15 protein-coding genes are annotated in these 16,911 nt (G+C 74.1%); 5 read left to right on the forward strand and 10 right to left on the reverse strand.

Translation table 11 applies throughout. From position 1 onward, the window contains the following. Positions 1-190: 190 nt before the first annotated feature. Together ABZX85_RS06080 and ABZX85_RS06085 are read left to right on the forward strand one after the other, a co-directional pair. A complete protein-coding gene (locus ABZX85_RS06080) occupies positions 191-1,555 on the forward strand; it encodes an MBL fold metallo-hydrolase (protein WP_355862865.1) in 1,365 nt (454 codons plus the stop codon). Positions 1,556-2,002: 447 nt separating this feature from the next. Then, positions 2,003-2,761, forward strand: coding sequence for a sulfite exporter TauE/SafE family protein (locus ABZX85_RS06085; RefSeq protein WP_355862867.1), 759 nt, complete (start codon positions 2,003-2,005; stop codon positions 2,759-2,761). Between the two features lie 50 nt (positions 2,762-2,811). Here the strand turns inward: ABZX85_RS06085 and ABZX85_RS06090 are convergent, their stop codons facing one another. Continuing rightward, entirely contained in the window at positions 2,812-3,099 is a 288-nt protein-coding gene (locus ABZX85_RS06090; RefSeq protein ID WP_355862869.1) for a metal-sensitive transcriptional regulator, read from the reverse strand. Between the two features lie 90 nt (positions 3,100-3,189). Between ABZX85_RS06090 and ABZX85_RS06095 the strand changes: the two genes are divergently transcribed. Both ABZX85_RS06095 and ABZX85_RS06100 read left to right on the forward strand, forming a co-directional pair. Then, positions 3,190-3,798, forward strand: a complete 609-nt coding sequence (locus tag ABZX85_RS06095) for a rhodanese-like domain-containing protein (RefSeq protein WP_355862871.1) — start codon at positions 3,190-3,192, stop codon at positions 3,796-3,798. Positions 3,799-3,841: 43 nt separating this feature from the next. Beyond that, positions 3,842-4,996, forward strand: coding sequence for a Dyp-type peroxidase (locus ABZX85_RS06100; RefSeq protein ID WP_355862873.1), 1,155 nt, complete (start codon positions 3,842-3,844; stop codon positions 4,994-4,996). Between the two features lie 37 nt (positions 4,997-5,033). Here ABZX85_RS06100 and ABZX85_RS06105 read toward each other — a convergent pair whose 3' ends face one another. Genes ABZX85_RS06105 through ABZX85_RS06130 form a run of 6 tightly spaced genes read right to left on the reverse strand, consistent with a single transcriptional unit; the run spans position 5,034 to position 12,890 of the window. Next, positions 5,034-8,282, reverse strand: a complete 3,249-nt coding sequence (locus tag ABZX85_RS06105) for an MFS transporter (RefSeq protein WP_355862875.1) — start codon at positions 8,280-8,282, stop codon at positions 5,034-5,036. Next, a complete protein-coding gene (locus ABZX85_RS06110) occupies positions 8,279-8,920 on the reverse strand; it encodes a 2OG-Fe(II) oxygenase (protein WP_355862877.1) in 642 nt (213 codons plus the stop codon). Before ABZX85_RS06110 ends, ABZX85_RS06105 begins: the two co-directional genes overlap by 4 nt. Positions 8,921-8,930: 10 nt before the next feature. After that, positions 8,931-9,701: a tyrosine-protein phosphatase gene (locus tag ABZX85_RS06115; RefSeq protein ID WP_355862879.1), complete on the reverse strand. Its 771-nt coding sequence runs from the start codon at positions 9,699-9,701 to the stop codon at positions 8,931-8,933. Beyond that, positions 9,698-10,822: a pyridoxal phosphate-dependent aminotransferase gene (locus ABZX85_RS06120; protein ID WP_355862881.1), complete on the reverse strand. Its 1,125-nt coding sequence runs from the start codon at positions 10,820-10,822 to the stop codon at positions 9,698-9,700. Before ABZX85_RS06120 ends, ABZX85_RS06115 begins: the two co-directional genes overlap by 4 nt. Next, on the reverse strand, positions 10,819-12,186 hold the full coding sequence (locus tag ABZX85_RS06125) for a radical SAM protein (RefSeq protein WP_355862883.1): 1,368 nt from the start codon (positions 12,184-12,186) through the stop codon (positions 10,819-10,821). Before ABZX85_RS06125 ends, ABZX85_RS06120 begins: the two co-directional genes overlap by 4 nt. Positions 12,187-12,233: 47 nt before the next feature. Next, positions 12,234-12,890, reverse strand: coding sequence for a 2OG-Fe(II) oxygenase (locus ABZX85_RS06130; protein WP_355862885.1), 657 nt, complete (start codon positions 12,888-12,890; stop codon positions 12,234-12,236). A 186-nt stretch (positions 12,891-13,076) separates the two neighbouring features. On the opposite strand from ABZX85_RS06130, the gene ABZX85_RS06135 reads away from it, so the two are divergent. Further along, positions 13,077-13,709, forward strand: a complete 633-nt coding sequence (locus ABZX85_RS06135; RefSeq protein ID WP_355862887.1) for a 2OG-Fe(II) oxygenase — start codon at positions 13,077-13,079, stop codon at positions 13,707-13,709. 52 nt (positions 13,710-13,761) lie between these two features. On the opposite strand, the gene ABZX85_RS06140 is transcribed toward ABZX85_RS06135, so the two are convergent. From ABZX85_RS06140 to ABZX85_RS06150, 3 genes are read right to left on the reverse strand one after another with little or no spacing between them, the layout of a single operon-like run. Continuing rightward, a complete protein-coding gene (locus ABZX85_RS06140; protein WP_355862889.1) occupies positions 13,762-13,971 on the reverse strand; it encodes a ferredoxin in 210 nt (69 codons plus the stop codon). A gap of 14 nt (positions 13,972-13,985) precedes the next feature. Then, entirely contained in the window at positions 13,986-15,218 is a 1,233-nt protein-coding gene (locus ABZX85_RS06145; RefSeq protein ID WP_355862891.1) for a cytochrome P450, read from the reverse strand. Then, positions 15,215-16,906 carry an AMP-binding protein gene (locus ABZX85_RS06150; RefSeq protein ID WP_355862893.1) on the reverse strand — a complete coding sequence of 564 codons (1,692 nt, stop codon included), beginning with the start codon at positions 16,904-16,906 and terminating at the stop codon, positions 15,215-15,217. Before ABZX85_RS06150 ends, ABZX85_RS06145 begins: the two co-directional genes overlap by 4 nt. Between the last annotated feature and the right edge of the window lie 5 nt (positions 16,907-16,911).

Here is a 16,911-nt window from a genome sequence, read left to right on the forward strand (position 1 = left end):
GCGGCACCGGGGGACTCAATCCGGTGGGGGAGTAGTACCGGGGTACTACTCCTGGCCGGTGAGGGCGGGGCTTCCGCAGGGGGCGTCCCCTGGCGTCCGGATACCCCCGGGGGTACATGTGCTACGGTTTTTTGCATACCCCCGGGGGTAATTCTCGAACCCGGGGCCGACCGTGAGGGAGCGTGTCCGGATGTTCTTCATCGACGCCGTCGAGGTGCCCGGCCTCGGCAATCGCGGCTACCTGGCGGGTGGCGCGCGGACGGCGGTGGCCGTCGATCCGCCGCGCGACATCGACCGGGTGCTGGCGCTGGCGGCCCGGCGCGGGGTGCGGATCGCCCGGGTCGTCGAGACCCACGTCCACAACGACTACGTCACCGGCGGCCTCGAACTCGCCCGGCTGACCGGCGCCGAGTACCTCGTGCCGGCCGGGGCGCGGGTGGCGTACGCGCGGACCGCCGTGCACGACGGGGACCGTACGGACGTCGACGCGGGGCTGTCCCTGCGGGCGATGGCCACCCCGGGGCACACCCCGCACCACACCGCCTACGTCCTGGAGGAGGACGACGCCCCCGTCGCCGTGTTCACCGGCGGCTCGCTCCTCATCGGCACGGTCGGCCGGCCCGACCTCGTCGAACCCCGGCTCACCGAACGCCTCGCGCGTCAGCAGTACGCCTCCGCGCGCCGCATCGCCGCCGAACTCCCCGACGCGGCCGAGGTGTTGCCCACGCACGGGTTCGGCAGCTTCTGCGCGTCCGGCTCCGCGCCGGGCGCCGGGAGCGGGACGACCGTCGGTGCGGAGAAGGTCTCCAACGTCGCGCTCACGCGTGATGTCGACACGTTCGTACGGGAGTTGCTCGCCGGGCTCGACGATGTACCCGCGTACTACGTCCACATGGGGCCGGTGAACAGCGCCGGTCCGGCACCGATCGACCTGAGCCCGCCCGCTGTCGCCGATCCCGGGGAGATCGCCGCGCGGCTCGCCTCGGGGGAGTGGGTGGTCGACCTGCGTCATCGCCTCGCCTTCGCCGAGGGGCATGTCGCGGGGGCGCTCAACTTCGAGGCGGACGGCCAACTCGCCACGTATCTCGGCTGGTTGCTGCCGTGGGGGAAGCCGGTGACGCTCCTCGCCGAGTCGGCCGAGCAACTGGCGCACGCACAGCGGGAGTTGGCCCGGGTGGGCATCGACCGTCCGGCCGCCGCCGCGCTCGGCGGACCGGCCGACTGGCTCCGCCCCGACGTCCGCCCGGCCGCTTTCCGCCGGGCCCGCTTCACGGATCTCGCCGAACGGGGTGCCGGAGCGGTCGTCCTGGACGTCCGCCGGGCCACGGAACGCGCGGCGAGCGGCCACCTCCCCGGCTCCCTCCACATCCCCCTCCACACCCTCCCGCACCGCCTCGCCGAGATACCCGCCGGTGAGATCTGGGTCCACTGCGCGGGCGGCATGCGCGCCGCCGTCGCCGCATCCCTGCTGGACGCCGCCGGGCGAGAGGTGGTCGCGGTCGACGACGGGTTCGCCTCGGCGGAGACGGCCGGGCTCGTGCGGCGGGTGGCCTGAGGTGGGGGAGGCGGTGAGGGCCGGGTGTGCCGGAGAGGGCGGTGGGGCATCGGGGGGCGGCCCTCGGGTGCTGTGCCGGGTGCCTGTGTCCGGCTGCTGCGGGGTGGGGGTGATGCCGTCGGTCCGGCGGGGGCCGGGGTGCGTGGCGGCGTCGGCCGGCTGCCGGGCGGCGGGCTTCGCGCCACCGGCGAGGCGGGGGGCGTCGGGGGGTCGGCGGGTGGTGGGTGTCGCGTCGCTGGTCGGCCGAGGGCCGGGGCATGGGGCGGCGTCGGTCGGCTGCCGGATGCCGGGGGCTGTGCCGCAGGTCAGGCGGGGGTCGGTTCGGCGGAGGCTCGGGCGCACCGCGGTTCGGGGCGGTCGTACGGCGATACCCGTGGCGGCGCTGCCCGGCTGCGGCCCGTTCCACGCGGTCACCCCGGCCGCGCCCACCCCTCCCGGAACCCCCCGATGAGCCTCGCGCTTCTCGCGCTGCTCGCCGGGGCCGTCGTCGGGCTCGCTCTCGGGGTGCTCGGTGGGGGCGGGAGTGTGCTGGCCGTGCCGGCGTTGATCTACCTGCTCGGGTTCACGCCGGTCGCGGCGACCACCGCGAGCCTCGTCATCGTGAGCGTCACCTCGGCCACCGCGTTGAGCGCGCATGCCCGGGACGGGTACGTCCAGTGGCGGACGGGGCTGCTGTTCGCCGCCGCCGGCGTCGTACCCGCGATGCTGGGCGGACTGCTGGCGGCCCGGCTGCCAGGCCGGGTGCTGACGTTGGGGTTCGGGGTGGTGGCCATGGTCGCGGCGTGGCGGATGCTGGGGGCGCGGGGCGGTTCGGAGAGTTCCGTCGCCCCCTCCACCCCCGTACGCCCCGTCCGGGCCTCCGTCGCCGGGGCCGGGCTCGGGGGTGTCACCGGAGTGCTCGGGGTCGGGGGCGGGTTTCTCGCGGTGCCGGCGCTGGTGGGGGTGCTGGGGCTGCGGATGCGGGCGGCCGTCGGGACGAGCCTGCTGGTCATCACCGTCAACTCGGTGGCCGCGCTGGGGCTGCGGGCCGGGACCGTGCACGACCTCGACTGGTCGCGGGTCGCCCCCTTCGCCGGGGCCGCGCTGCTGGGGGCCTGGGACGGCCGGCGGCTCTCCGCGAGGTTCTCGGGGCCGGGGCTCCAGCGGGCGTTCGCGTGGGTGCTGCTGGGGGTGGCGGGCCTGATGCTGCTGGACGGGGTGCTGTAGCAACCGTTTCCACCAGGGCAGTCACCCCCTCCCCCCTCCGCCCTCTCTCCTCACGCCAGCGAAAGAAACAGCTTCTCCAGCCGCGCCTTCATCGCGTCCGCGTCCTCCCCGCTCCGCCGCCCCGACTCGATGTCGGCGACGCACTGCTGCAACCCCGTCGCGATGATCGCGAACCCGGCCCGGTCGAGCGCGCGCGACGCCGCCGCGAGCTGGGTGACGACCTCCTCGCAGTCGCGGCCCTCCTCGATCATCTTGATCACCCCGGTGATCTGCCCCTGCGCCCGGCGCAGCCGGTTCAGCACGGACTTCAGGTCGTCGCCCTTCAGATCCAGCTCCACTACGACTCACTCCCACACTCGTCCAATACCCCTAGGGGTACTGTACGTCGCCGCGAGGCGACACCTCGAACCTCAAGGATCACACCTGCCATGACCACCCCCGACACCGACACCCTGACCCCCGCCGAGGCCCGCCCGCGCCTGCGCGACCTGACCGTCCTCGACGTCCGCACCCCCGCCGAACACGCCACCGGCCACCTCCCCGGCGCCCTGAACATCCCCCTGGACCACCTCCCCGCCACCCTCCCCGACCTGCGCACGGCGGCGGCGCATCGCACCCTCCTGATCGTCTGCGCCTCGGGCAACCGCTCCGCCAGGGCCTGCGCCCTCCTCGCGGAACACGGCATCCCGGCGACGAACCTCACCGGCGGTACGACGGCCTGGGCGGCACAGGGCAACCCGCTGGACCACCCCGCCGGCCCCGTACGCCGTACCTGGTCGATGGAGCGCCAGGTCCGTTTCGCGGCGGGTGCCGCCGTCCTCACCGGCCTCGCCGTCGGCGCGCTCGTCCATCCGGCGGGCCGGCTCCTGTCGGTCGGGATCGCCGCGGGCCTGGTGTACTCGGCGGTGTCGGACACCTGCGGCATGGCCGCCGTCCTGTCGAGGCTCCCGCACAACCGCCCGGCCGCCCCCGACCTCACCGCGACACTGGCCGCGCTGACGGCACCGACGGCACCGGGGACACGTACCCGGGAGTGACCCGAATCGGGACGATCGCGGAGGTATCGTCCGACCGATTCCCATGAGCGAACAGACCCTCCCCCCAGCCTCCCCGGCCACCCCGACCCCCGAAGGCCCCTCCCGCCGGACCCTCCTGACCGGCACGGCGGCGGGGCTCGGGGTGGTCGCCGCAACCGGTTGCACAAGATTCCCGCCCCCGGCCCCGGGCACGGAACACCCCGGTACCCCGCACCCCGCCCCGCGACACCGCCCCCGGCAGCCCGGCATCACCACCCCCCAACCCCCGGCCGTCCTCGTCCTCGCCCTCGACCTGGCCCCCCACCTCACGGGCCCGGCCGCCCACCGGGCCCTGGCGGAGACCCTCACCCGCTGGACCCCTCTCCTCCAGCACCCGAAGGACCCGGCCCTCACCGCCACCCTCGGCTTCGGCCCCACCCTCCCCCCACGCCTGGCCCGCACACCCCCCGCGCTCCTGCGCGACCTCCCACCGTTCCCCGGCGACCGCCTCACCCACCGGGGCACGGACCTCCTCCTCCAGCTCTGCGCCCCCACCCCCGCCGCCCTCACCGCCCACGCCACCACTCTCCTCGCCGCCGCGGCCGGCACCCTCCGCCCCCGCTGGCGCCAGCCCGGCCACCTCCCCCCGACCGAACCCGGCCAGACCCCCCGCAACCTCCTCGGCTTCAAGGACGGCACCGAGAACCCGACCCCCGAGGAGTGCGAACGCTGGATCTGGACGGCCGACGCCACCTACCTCGTCGTCCGCCGCATCCACCTGAAGGTGAAGGAGTTCACAAGCCTCCCGCTCACCGCCCAGGAGCAGGCCGTCGGCCGCCACCGCGACTCCGGCGCCCCCCTCGGCCGCCGCCACGAGCACGACGACGTCGACGTCTTCGCCAAGACCCCCGAGGGCCGCTACATCACCCCCCTCCGCTCCCACGTCCGCGCCGCCAGCCCCCGCTACGACGGCGGCGCCCGCATGCTCCGGCGCGGCTACACCTACGACAACGGCCCCGCGGACCGGGGCCTGCTCTTCCTCGCCTACATGCGCGACCCTGCCCTCTTCACCCGCGTCCAGGAACGCCTCACCACCCGGGACGACCTCCACCCCTATACGGAACACCGCGCGTCGGCCCTCGCCCACGTCCCCCCGGCCCCGGCCCCCGGCGAGTACCTCGGCGAGCGCTTCCTCGACTCGCTCAAGACGGGGCGGTGAGGACGCGCTCGCACGGACGAGCGCGTCCCCGGGACCCCTACCGGTCCCCGCCGGCCCCCGCCGGGAGCTTCGCGAGGACGTCCGGCGCGGTCGTGTGCCGGATGTCGGCGCCCAGCTTCACCAGGTCCTCGACGAGGTCGCGGTAGCCGCGCGCCAGGTGGTGATGGTTGCGCAGCGTCGTCCGGCCCGGCACCGCGAGCGCGGCGAGCAGCAGGACGGCGGCGGCGCGCAGGTCGGTGGCGTAGAGGTCGTTGCCGGGCCGGTGCGGCGCTGCGGGGCCGTCGACGCGCAGGACCGTGCCGTCGACGGCCGTCCGCATGCCGAGCGCGGCCAGCTCCGGGACGAAGCCGAAGCGGTGTTCCCAGACGGCCTCCGTGATGTAGGTGGGGCCCTCGGCGTAGGCCGCCAGCAGGGCCATGAAGGGCTGGCTGTCGCTGAACACGCCCCGCGACGCGGCGGTGAACTCCACGGGCCGCAACGGCTTCGTCAGCGGGTGCACGGTGATCTCGTCGGTGCCGACGTCGACGCGGACCCCCATCCGGTCCAGCACGTCGAACTCGGGCGCGAGCGCGTGGGCCGCGCGGTCGATCCCCGGGCCGGTGATCCGCAGCGGTTCGTCCGCCAGCACGGTGCCGGCGCAGATCCAGGTGATCACCTCGATCAGGTCGGGGATCAGCGTGGGGGCGGCGGGCCGGCCGAGCGACTCCGGGCCACGGCCGTGGATCAGCCAGGTCTCGGGTCCGGCGAACTCGATGTCGGCGCCGAGGTCGCGCAGCACGGTCACCATGTCGGTGACGTCGGGCTTGAGGTACGGGTGGTGGAGGGTCGTCGTCCCGTGGGCGACGGAGCCCATCAGGAGGGCGGTCTTGACCGCGCCGCTGTAGCACGGCCCGCTCATGAGGGCCTTGTTGCGCGTGTAGTCGAGCATGTCGACGGTGCACGGCGTGAGCCGGTCCGCGCTGAGGTCCACGGAACCGTCGGCGGCCAGCCGGGTGGTGACGCCGAACCGCTCCATCACGTCCAGCAGGTGTTCGACGGGCCTGCCCCGGGGGCCTTCGCCGATCAGGCAGCCGCCGCTCGCGGGCAGCCGGGCCGTGCCGTTGCGGGAGACGAGCGCGGGCAGCAGGTAGAGCGAGCCGTGGATGCGGCCGACGAGTTCGTCCGGCAGCTCCGCGGAGTCCCAGGTGGACGCGTCGAGGGTGAACGTCTCGGTCGGCCTGTCGTAGTGGGCGTGGGCGCCCGCGGCGCGGAAGATCTCGCCCAGCACGGTCGTCTCGACGATGTCCGGGCAGTTCGCGATGCGCACCGGCGCGCTCGCGGTGGCCGCCGCCGCGGCGATGGTAACCAGGGAGTGCTTGAACCCGGAGGTCCGGACGGACCCGGAGAGCCGGTTCCCGCCGTGGATCTCCAGCAGCGGTTCGCCGGGGGGAGCGGGTTCTCGTCGGCGGTCCTGCATGGTGATGCCTCCTGCGCTGAGTGGTGAGGGGTCGGGCGGAGCGGTCCGGTGGGGCCCGGCCGTGGCCGGGATCGAGCGCAGCCACCGCCGGGCCTGCCGGGCGCCGGTCAGGTGGACGACGGTGAGGCCGGGATGCTGATCGAGGAAGGCGGCCGTCTCGGCCCGCCGGGTGGCGTGCCGGGTCCAGGCCCAGCGCAGCGGGTGGCGCGGGTTCGTCAGCATCGACCGCCAGGTCTCCCGGTTGCCGTGCCACAGCTCCCGGCCGGTCGCGGCCCGCACCAGCGAGCGCCGCAGCACGCGCCGCATGACGGTCCGGCGGGGCAGGTCGAGCCAGACGAACGTGTCGGCGCGCTCGCCGAGCAGCTCACCGACCACCCAGTGGTACTGGGCGTCGCAGATCCACGCCGGCGCCCGTGTGACCCGCTCCACGTCCCCCGCGAACTCCGGCCGGTGCGTCCAGCCGGGCCCGTGGTAGAGCGCGTCCATCTCGATGTGCCGGACGTCCAGCACCCCGGCGAGGGACGCGGCGAGCGTCGTCTTGCCCGCGCCGGAGATCCCGCCGACGACGATCCGCCGCATCGGCGCCGCCCCGGGCACCGGCGGGGTCGGCAGCGTCGGCGGGGCCGGCCGCATGAGGAACCCGACCGCCGAGAACGTCACCGCGCAGACGGCCGCCAGGCCGAGCCACAGGACGGTGTTCCCCCGGGCCAGCAGTGCCGTCCCGGCCGCCGGGGCGACCGCGCCCGCGATGCCGAAGGACGTCTGGAAGGTCGCGTTGTAGCGGCCCGCGAGACCGGGCGGGGCGGCGGCGTTCGCCGTCGTGGTGACGACCGGCGCGAACAGCGCGTCGCCGAGCGTGCCGATCAGCGCCGCGCACAGGACGACGGCGGTGGTGGCCGGGCCCGCCCGGCCGGTCGTCGCCATGACGAGGACCGACAGCCCGAGGAAGCCGGTCGCCAGCCGCAGGGCCCGCGCGGCGGGGACGCGCCGCGCGTAGGCGACGGCGGGCCGCCGGGCCACGGCCATCGACACGCACGCGACGGCCACCACCACCCCCGGCACCCACGACGGCTGCCCCAGCACCACGAGGGCGACCACCGGGAGCATCGCCGTCAGACAGTCCGAGACGAACGCCAGCGCCAGCGTCAGCAGACACAGCCGCAGGAAGCCGGGGTCGTCCCGCAGATCGCGCCACCGCCACGCCCGCCCGTCCGCCGAGGGCCCGGCCCCGGGGACGGCCCGGACGTGCCGGCGGACCGTGAGGACCAGGGCCATGGCCGCCAGGTAGGTCAGGCCGTTGGCGTAGGCGACCAGATGCAGGCCCGTGCTGCTGCCGATCAGCAGCCCGCCGGCGGTCGCCCCGATCGCGCCTCCTGTCGCCCACCCGCCGACCTTGAGCACGCTGGACGTGCTCAGCACCCCGAGCAGCGCGTCCGCCGGGACCAGCCGGGCCAGCAGCGGTGTGCTGGCCGTCCAGAACAGCCGGTCCCCGGCCGCCGCGACGACGGCGAGCGCGCCCACCTCCCAGGTGGCGGAGACGAACGGGAACAGCGCGAAGACCGCCGTACGCACGGCGTAGCTCAGGGCGGACGCGTTCGCCGGCCCCCACCGGTCCACCAGCAGGCCGTTCACCGGCCCCGACAGCAGGCCGAGGAGCCCGCCGACCGTCAGCGCGACACCGACGTGCGCCAGGGGGAGATGCTGACCCCGGGTGAAGAAGATCAGCGCGACGGGCGTCCACAGGCCGTTGCCGACGCAGTCGACGGTCATGGCCAGCAGATAGGCGCGTTTCCCGGGCGTCTCCCCTCCCCGGCGCACCCGTCCCGTCACGGGCGGACGAAGTGGACGAGCAGGGCCAGCCGGTCCACCGGGCAGCTCTCGGAGACCGGCGGGACACCGTGCCAGGACCGGTCCGAGCGCACGAGCACGACGGACGTCCCGGTGACCGGCGCCACCCGCTTCGCGCAGTCGGCCATGTCGGCGCTGCGCAGCAGCCGCAGATCACCGCTCCACTCCGCGTCCCACCCGTCGTTGAAGTAGAAGAGGTGGGTCACCGCCTTGTCCGGGCGGTCGGTGTGCGGCTCGATCCAGCAGCCCCGGGCATAACGGGTCATCCGGGCCTCGACGAGGCAGCCGTCCAGGTCCACGCCGGTCAGCGCGGACAGCGCCTCCCGGTAGGGCCGCGAGACGACGTCCTCGACGAGCGACCGCCAGCTCTCGGGGAGCGCGCTCACCTGCTCCTCGTCGACCGCGCCGGCGGTGACGAGGCCGCGGTTGAACATCCGGTACTGCTTGTCGGACCGGGTCACGTCCGTGCGCTCCGACTCCTCGAAGCCGACGTCGCTGAACTCGCCGCGCAGACGCTCGGCGATGTCGTCCGTGACGAACGAGCGGGGGATCACGGCGTGGCCGAACGGATCGTGTTCGAGCTCGGCCCGGCTGATGGTCTCGATGTCGACGAGGGACACGTCTTCTTCCTCACGGGTGGACGGGGTGGGTGAACGCGCCGGCGACCGCGCGCAGCCGGGTCTCCTCCTGGAGGCCGTGGAGCGTGAGCAGCCGGGCGACGCTGCCGTGACCGGCCTCGATCCCGGCGATCAGCGCCCGCATCGTCGCCGCCGGCGTGGAGGTCCGCAGCCGCAGCTGGGCGAGGCTGTCCTCGCGGGTCCAGCGCGGGCGGGGATCACCGCTGCGCAGGGCGCGGTACGCGCGGGCGGTCAGGGCGTAGTCCCGGGCGACGTCCGCCGTGCGCACCCCCAGCGCCCGCAGGACGAGGGCGCTGACGACTCCGGTGCGGTCCTTGCCCATCGCGCAGCAGACGTAGACGGGCACCTCCGCGTCGTCGGCGAGCAGGCCCACGATCTCCGCCGCGACCGGGGCCGCCCTGGTGAGCATGTCGCGGTAGTTCGCGAGGTAGTCGCTGGGCAGGGGCCGTACGTTGCCCCGGATACGGCTCATGTCGCCGGCCACGGGACGCGGCAGGACGGTCGCGCCCGTGCTCTCGGGCCCCGGGTACTGCCGGCGCTCGTGCTCCAGCCGCAGATCGACGACGGTACGCACGCCCAGCCCGTCGAGCGCCGGGGCCGTGTCCGGCGAGGGCGCCGGCCCCCGCAGGACGAGGCCCCGCCGGAAGTACCCCCCGTCGGGACCGCGCAGCCCGCCCAGGTCACGCACGTTGGGCAGGCCCGGGACCGCGATCCGCCGGGTGTCCATAAGAATGTTCGTGCGGGTGTTCGCGCGGGGGTTCATGCCGCCTCCCCCCGGTGCCAGTCGCCCAGCGCGGCGACGACGCGGCGGGCGACGGGCTCGTTCGCGACCGCGATACGGACGGCGGCGGGGAGCCCTGGCGCCCCGGACAGGTCCCGGACGACGATGCCCCGGTCCAGGAGATACCGGCTCGCGGCCCGGGCGGCGTCCCGGTCGGGGACGTCCCAGGTCACGAAGTTCCCGCCGCTGGGCCGCGACCGCCAGCCGGGCACCGCCCGCTCGACGTCGGCCGCGAACCGCCCCCGCAGCCGCCGCACGTCGGCCCAGATCTCGGCGAAGACGGCCCGCTCCTCCAGCGAACGCCGCAGCAGCGCCACCGCGAGAGCGGACACCGGGCCCTCCGGATCGAGGTCGAACAGGTGCCGGGCGACCGCCGGGTGAGCGACCGTCACCGCGATCCGGGCCCCCGACAGCCCGTAGCACTTGGAGAACGTGTTCACGCGGACGACATGGCGCAGACCGGCGAGCCCGCGCACCAGCTCCTCGCCGCCCTCGGTGAACGCCAGATAGGCGGTGTCCACGACCAGCAGACTCCCGTGCTCCGCCACCGCGTCGGCCAACTCCGCCAGCTCCCGCGCCTCGTGCACCTGCCCGGTGAAGCTGTGCGGGACGGTGACGACGACGAATGCCGGCGCCCCCGCCGACAGCCGTCGCGCGAGGTCACGCAGGTCGAACAGCCCGGTCCCCGGGTCCGGGGCGACGGGGTCGAGGACACACCCCGAGATCGCCGCGAACTTCGTCCACCCGTCGAAGTTCGGCTGGTGGAGGACGATCCGCGACACCTCCGGGAACGCCCGGGTCAGCAGGTTCAGCCCGGGGTCGGAGCCCGCGGTGAGCACGAGGGAGTCGACGTCCACCCCGAACCCGCCGGCCAGCAGTCCGTAGACCGGTCCCAGGATCGGGTAGGTCAGCACGTCCTGCGGGTCGAACTCCGCCAGCGTGGCCCGGTGCACCGCCGCGGCCCGGCCGTCGAGCAGCCCGCAGCTCTTGAGGTTGATCTCGTCGGGGACCCGGGCCCGCCGGTTGCGGAACCGGCCGGGGCTCTCCCGCAGGAACGGGGAGAGCGCCCGTTCCCGCGCCGTCACGAGCGTCTCGTCCGTCATACCGGGCGCAGGGCCGGGCCGGCGGCGGCGCGGGCGGGGATGTGCTCGAACACCTGCGTGACGTCCGGCTGGCTGCCGAAGACGATGTCGTAGCCGCGGCTCAGCTCGTCCTCGGTCAGCGCGTGGGTGCCCGGCACGAACAACTGCCGGTTGAACGCGGCCATCTCGTGGTCGCTGAGGTCCGGGCCGGCGATCTCCCAGGGGGCGTACACGGTCGGCCGGGCGCGTCCGCCGCGTTCCTGGACGGCCTCGATGGTCCGCTCGGCACCCTCGATCGTGGTGCCGGGCAGCCCGACGATCACGAAGCAGTTCAGCTCGATGCCCGACTGCGCGCACCAGTCCGCGAGCCGGTCCAGGTCCAGCGCGGACTTCTGCTTCGGCCGGGGCAGCAGCGCGCCCTCCTCGGGGTCGAGCGTCTCAAGACCGACACTGATCCGGACACAGCCGGCCGCGCCCATCGACCGGATCATCTCCTCGCCGAGATGGTGGATCGTCGTCGCGCACTTCCACGGGTACGGCGACCCCCGGCCGGTCAGCTCCTCGCAGAACTCCGCCATCCACTTCTTGTCGAGAGTGAACGTCGGCGCGTAGAACGCCACGTACTCGAACGGCGCCGCCGCGAACGACTCCTCGATGTACCGGACCGTCCGCTCGACCGTCAGCCGCCGCTCCTTCTTCGAGAAGATGATCGGCACCTCGCAGTACGAACAGCCCACCGGGCACCCTCGGGCCGCCGGCACGACCAGCTCACGGCGGCGCGGGATGCCGCAGAACTTGTTGGCGTCGTCGAAGTAGAGGGCGTCGTAGTGCGCGTAGGGGATCTCGTCCGGCGTCGGCAGGTACCAGTCCTCCGCCGGGAGCAGCTCGCCGCGCCGCGCCGGAGCCGTCCAGGAGCCGTCGCGCCGCAGATGCACCCCCGGGGCCTCGGCCGCGCGGCCCCGGAAGGTCTCGATCGCGGCGCCGACGCCCGCCTCGAAGTCGCCGTTCTCCACGATCGCGTCGATGTCGAAGCGCTCGAAGAAACGCGGGTTGACCCCGGACAGCCGGCCGAACGTGACGATCGGGGCGTCCGGGTTCAGCGCCCTGGCGTACGAGACGAACCGGCGCAGCCCGTCGATGCCGTCGAACTCGTTCATCACGGCGATGACGTCGTAGCGCTCCTGGAAGAGCCTGCTGCCGAGGTCCTTCCACGTCAGGCGCTCGACACTGGCGTCGACCGCGGTCACCCGCGCGCCGGGGTAGACGGTGCGCAGATGGCCGGCGACCTGGTAGAGCGCGAGGTGGTGGCCCGCGTTGAAGTAGCTCAGCACCTGCGGCGGCCAGATCACGAGGATCTTCCGGGGGTCGTCCACGATCTCTCCCATGGGGGGTCCTTTCGGTTCCGGCACGGTGGGCGTCGGGCGCCGGACGGTCAGCTCTGCGGCCGGTACGCGGAGCCGGCGAGCCCGGTGGTCAGCCAGTACTCGATCTGGACGGTGATCCGCTCGGTGCCCTCCGGGTGCTCGATCTTCGAGACCGCGTGCCAGGACTTGTCGGTGGGCGGGAAGGCGAGCAACTGGCCGCCGACCGGGCTGATCTCCTCCGTCGGGCTCGACCGGGGGGAGTCGAAGATCTGGAACTGCCCGCCCGCCTCGACCGGCCAGTCCCGGTTCAGGTAGAGGATCACGGTGATCGCTTTGGTCGGCTTGTCCTTGTGGACCGACAGGTAGTCGCCGTTGCGGTGGGTGTAGAGGCCGATGCTGCGCTCCAGGCCGGCCAGCTCGATCCCGGTCGCCGCTTCGAGCCAGGCCGTGAACTCTGCGCCGCGCAGGTCCTCCACGAGGTCGCGCCAGATCTCCGGGAGCCGCTCGTACACGGGGGCGTCCTTCTCCAGGACGACGAGGTCCACGAGGTTCATCCGGTACTGCTTCTCGTGCTTCGGGTCCTCCACCGCGATCTTCGCGACGTCGGCGGTCGGCATGGTGGCGAGCAGCTGCTCCAGTTGATCGCCGTCGAGCAGGTCACGGCCGCGGAAGAGCTGGAACGGCTGGGTGCGTTCCTCCAGCGTCGAGTCGAGCGACAGCACCACGGTGCCTCCTTGGGGTTGATCCGGGATTCCGGCCTGGCCACAGCCTGTCCGCGGTCCCCTGCCGACCCCTTGTCGATCCGCTGCCGCGCGGCAGCAAGGTCTTCGCAAACCGGCACGCCATCGCACGGCAAGCGCGCCGACGACACTGGCGGGGCAGCCCTGACGCGACCCCGAGAGGTGTGACCCTTGATCGACCTGGACACCCGGCTCGAAACGCACGAGCACCCCTTCCGGCATTTCCGGGGGGCCGCCCTGCTCTCCGCGCGGGCCCTGGCGGACCTCGGCGCCACCGCGCCGGACGAGGGCCTGTTCAAGCGCATCGACACGTCGACCACCACCGGCTACGTCCGGCGCCGCTACCGCTCGTCCGTCCTGCCGCTGTCCGACAACAAGAGCGGGTTCGCCTTCGGCCTGGACGCGCTGGCGCCGCCGTGGCGCGAACTGGCCACCGATCTGGTCTCCGGTGAACTCGCCGACTGGCTCCGGCGCGAGACCGGGGTGGACACCGCCGGGCTCCATCGCACGAGCGAGATCTTCCGGCACTACGACGGCGACTTCGACGACCTCAACACGGGCAAGCTGCACAAGAGGCTCCAGCTGTCCCTGCACCTCAACGAGGACTGGCCGGGCGACGGCGGCGGGGAGTTCGAGCTCTGGTCCGGCCCGGACCGGTCGGCGGGCCCCGCCTGGGCGATGTCACCGGTCGGGGGGACCGCCCTGATCTACTCGGCGTCCCCGTCGTCCTGGCACCAGACCGTGCCCGTCAGCGAGGGCCGGGGCCTGGTCCGGCTGTCGGTCTCGCTGTCCTTCTTCGAGTAGACGTCCTTCGTTCGAGCAGCCTGTGAGGACGGCCCGCGCTCGCGGGCCGTCCTCACAGGCTGCTCGTCGGTTGTTCGTCGATCCGGATGGCCGAGGAGGGGCACAGCCCGACGGCCTGCCGGACGGCCGGCTCCTCCTCCCCGGCCGGCCGCGCCGTGAGCGGCGCGACCAGCCCGTCGTCGTCCTGGTCGAAGACGCCGGGCGCGGCCAGCACACACTGCCCGGCGCCGACGCACCGCTCCCGGTCCGCGGTGATCCGCATGACGTGCCTCCCCCTCAGAAACGCACCGGCACCTGGTGGATGCCGTAGATGCCGGCGTCGTCCTTGTACCGCAGCTCGTCGGCGGGGACGGCCAGCGACAGGCTCGGCACCCGCCGCAGCAGAGTCTCGAAGACCAGCTCCAGCTCCACCCGGGCCAGATTCTGGCCGAGGCACTGGTGCACGCCGTACCCGAACGCGACGTGGTTGCGGGCGCCGCGCCGGAAGTCCAGCCGGTCCGGGTGCGCGAAGACCTCCTCGTCCCAGTCGGCGGCCAGCCCGGACACGACGATGCCCTCGTCCTTGCGGATGGTCACACCCCCGATCTCGATGTCCTCGGTGGCCACCCGGGCGGGCGCGTTCTCCACGACGCTGAAGTAGCGCAGCATCTCCTCGATCGCCGAGGGCAGCACCGACGGATCGGCGGTGACCTGCGCCTTGTGCTCCGGGTTCGCCAGCAGCGTCACCACGCCCAGCGAGATCATGTTCGCGGTGGTCTGGTGCCCGGCGATCAGCAGCATGACGGCGGTGCCGACGATCTCGTCGTGCGTCATCACCGGCGTCCGCCGGTTGCGCGCGATGAGCCGGCCGATCAGGTCGTCGGCGGGCTCACCCCGCTCCTTCTCGGTGACCAGGGTCTCCAGGCACTCGTTCAGCGCGTCGGAGGCCGCGGTGCGCTCCCGCGCCGAGGCGGTCCGGCTGATCAGCCTGTTCGCCCACGCGTGGAAGTCGTGCCGCCGCTCGTACGGCACGCCCAGCAGCTCGCAGATCACGAGCGACGGCACCGCCTGCGACACGTGCTCGACGAGGTCGGACGGCCGCGGCGCGGCCAGCAGGTCGTCGACGCAGCGGTCGACGATCTCCTGCATGCGCGGGCGCAGCGCGGCGATCCGGCGCAGCGAGAACTCGCCGGTCAGGAACCTGCGGTGGGCCCCGTGGTCGGCCCCGTCCAGATGGATCATGGACCGGCGGGTGCTGAGCCGGCGGACGCGCTCGGCCGCCGTGCGCTGCTCGGCGGTCAGACTCCCCGGGAACGCCGGGTGCAGGCGGTCGGAGCTGACCCGGGGGTCGGCGAGCAGCCTGCGGGCCTGCTCGTGCCCGGTGACCAGCCAGGCGACCTGGCCGTCGGGCATCCGCACCCGGGTGACGGGCTCCCGCTCGCGGATCTCCCGGTACGCGGCCGGCGGGCGCATGGGGCACTCGCGGGCCATCGGGAACGACGGGACCTCGTGGTCGGGCAGCTCGGTCATGGGACGCGTTCCCGCTTCTCTCGGTCCTGCCGTTTCGCCGCCGCCGCGCGCAGGGCGACCCGGTCGATCTTGCCGACGCCGATCATCGGGAGGGCGTCGACGACCCTCAGTTCCTCGGGCAGCTTGTACGTGGCGATCCCGCGTCCGGTGAGGAACCGGCGCAGTTCGAGCAGCGCCGGCCGCGCCCCCGGGTCGGCGGGGACGGCGAAGACGCAGACCGTCTGCCCCCAGACCGAGTGCGGCATCGCGACCGCCGCGACCGCGCGCAGCCCGGGATGCTCCCCGAGCAGCGACTCGATCTCACCGGCGGAGATCTTCTCCCCGCCCCGGTTGATGACGTCCCCGGTCCGGCCCTCCACCACCAGGCCGCCCGACGGATGCAGCCGCGCCAGGTCACCGGTGCGGTAGAAGCCGTCGCCGGTGAAGGCACGCGCGTCCGCCTCCGGTGCCGCGTAGTATCCGGCGACCGTGTACGGGCCCCTGGTCAGCAGCTCTCCCACCGCGCCCTCGGCGACCTCCGCGCCGTTCTCGTCCACGATCCGGATCTCGTCGCCGGGGGAGGCCGGCCGGCCCTGGGTGCGGGCTATGACGTCCTCGGGATCGTCCAGCGCGGTGTAGGTCAGCAGCCCTTCGCTCATGCCGTAGCACTGCTGGACCGTGCAGCCGAGCAGCTGCCGGGCCTCGGCGGCGGGGGCGGGCTCCAGCCGGGCGCCGCCGGCCTGCATCACCCGCAGCGACGTCGGCCCGCGACCCCGCCGCCGGACCTCGGCCAGCCACTGGGCGACCAGCGCGGGCACCAGCGTCGTGTGCGTCACCCCCTCACGGTCGACGAGGTCGAGTGCCGCCGCCGGGTCTCCCGGGGAGCCCAGGACCAGCCGGCCGCCGAAGGCCAGGACGCCGAGCATCCCGGGGCAGTTGAGGACGAATCCGTGCGCCCCCGACATGACGGCGAGGTACACCGTGTCCGGGGAGAGCCCGGCCCACCGCGCGGCCGTACGGATCATGTAGCCGTAGCCCTCGTGGGCGCGCGCGATCGCCTTCGGCGGGCCGGTCGTCCCGCTGGACAGCAGGAAGACGGCCGGCTCGTCGGCCAGCGGCGGCCCCAGCTCGGGCAGGGGCACGGCCTCGGGGTCCGGACGGCACAGCTCGACCAGGTCCGTGACATCGGCGTCCTCGGGACCGGCGCCGGACGCGCGGTCGGCGACCAGGAGGTGGCGGATGCTCGGGCAGTCCCGCTGGAGTTCCCGGGCCAGCGCCACATGGTCGAAACGCTGCCAGCGGCCCGGTACGGCCACCGCCGTGGGCCGGGTCGCCGCCACGACCGCCAGCAGCTCGCGGCGGCGCAGCGTCGGCACCGCCATCACCGGGTGGGCGCCCAGCCGCATCAGCGCCAGCGGCAGGACGACCAGCTCCAGGTCGTTCGGGAGCTGGACCAGGACACGGTCCCCCCGCGCGATCCCGAGGGCGGCCAGCCGGGCGGCGGCGCCGTCGACCGCCTGCGCCAGCTCACGCCTGGTCAGCCGGCCGCCGGGGCCGCTCACGGCCTCCCGCCCGGGGTCGTCGTCCACATGCCGCAGCGCCAGGCGGTCCACCCGCTCGGGAAGCCACCAGCCACGCCGGCGGTACTCCCGCGCCCGGTCCGGAGGGACGCGCGGGAGACCGAGATCATCGGGACGGAACGGATGCATGCCCG

Source organism: Streptomyces sp. NPDC004539 (assembly GCF_040610055.1).
Lineage (GTDB): Bacteria > Actinomycetota > Actinomycetes > Streptomycetales > Streptomycetaceae > Streptomyces.

Bases quoted from the DNA above. Each gene is read 5' to 3' on its own strand.
- ABZX85_RS06080 (WP_355862865.1), top strand. From the start codon at position 191: ATGTTCTTCATCGACGCCGTCGAGGTGCCCGGCCTCGGCAATCGCGGC.
- ABZX85_RS06085 (WP_355862867.1), top strand. From the start codon at position 2,003: ATGAGCCTCGCGCTTCTCGCGCTGCTCGCCGGGGCCGTCGTCGGGCTC.
- ABZX85_RS06095 (WP_355862871.1), top strand. From the start codon at position 3,190: ATGACCACCCCCGACACCGACACCCTGACCCCCGCCGAGGCCCGCCCG.
- ABZX85_RS06100 (WP_355862873.1), top strand. From the start codon at position 3,842: ATGAGCGAACAGACCCTCCCCCCAGCCTCCCCGGCCACCCCGACCCCC.
- ABZX85_RS06115 (WP_355862879.1), bottom strand. From the start codon at position 9,701: ATGAACCCCCGCGCGAACACCCGCACGAACATTCTTATGGACACCCGG.
- ABZX85_RS06120 (WP_355862881.1), bottom strand. From the start codon at position 10,822: ATGACGGACGAGACGCTCGTGACGGCGCGGGAACGGGCGCTCTCCCCG.
- ABZX85_RS06125 (WP_355862883.1), bottom strand. From the start codon at position 12,186: ATGGGAGAGATCGTGGACGACCCCCGGAAGATCCTCGTGATCTGGCCG.
- ABZX85_RS06140 (WP_355862889.1), bottom strand. From the start codon at position 13,971: ATGCGGATCACCGCGGACCGGGAGCGGTGCGTCGGCGCCGGGCAGTGT.
- ABZX85_RS06145 (WP_355862891.1), bottom strand. From the start codon at position 15,218: ATGACCGAGCTGCCCGACCACGAGGTCCCGTCGTTCCCGATGGCCCGC.
- ABZX85_RS06150 (WP_355862893.1), bottom strand. From the start codon at position 16,906: ATGCATCCGTTCCGTCCCGATGATCTCGGTCTCCCGCGCGTCCCTCCG.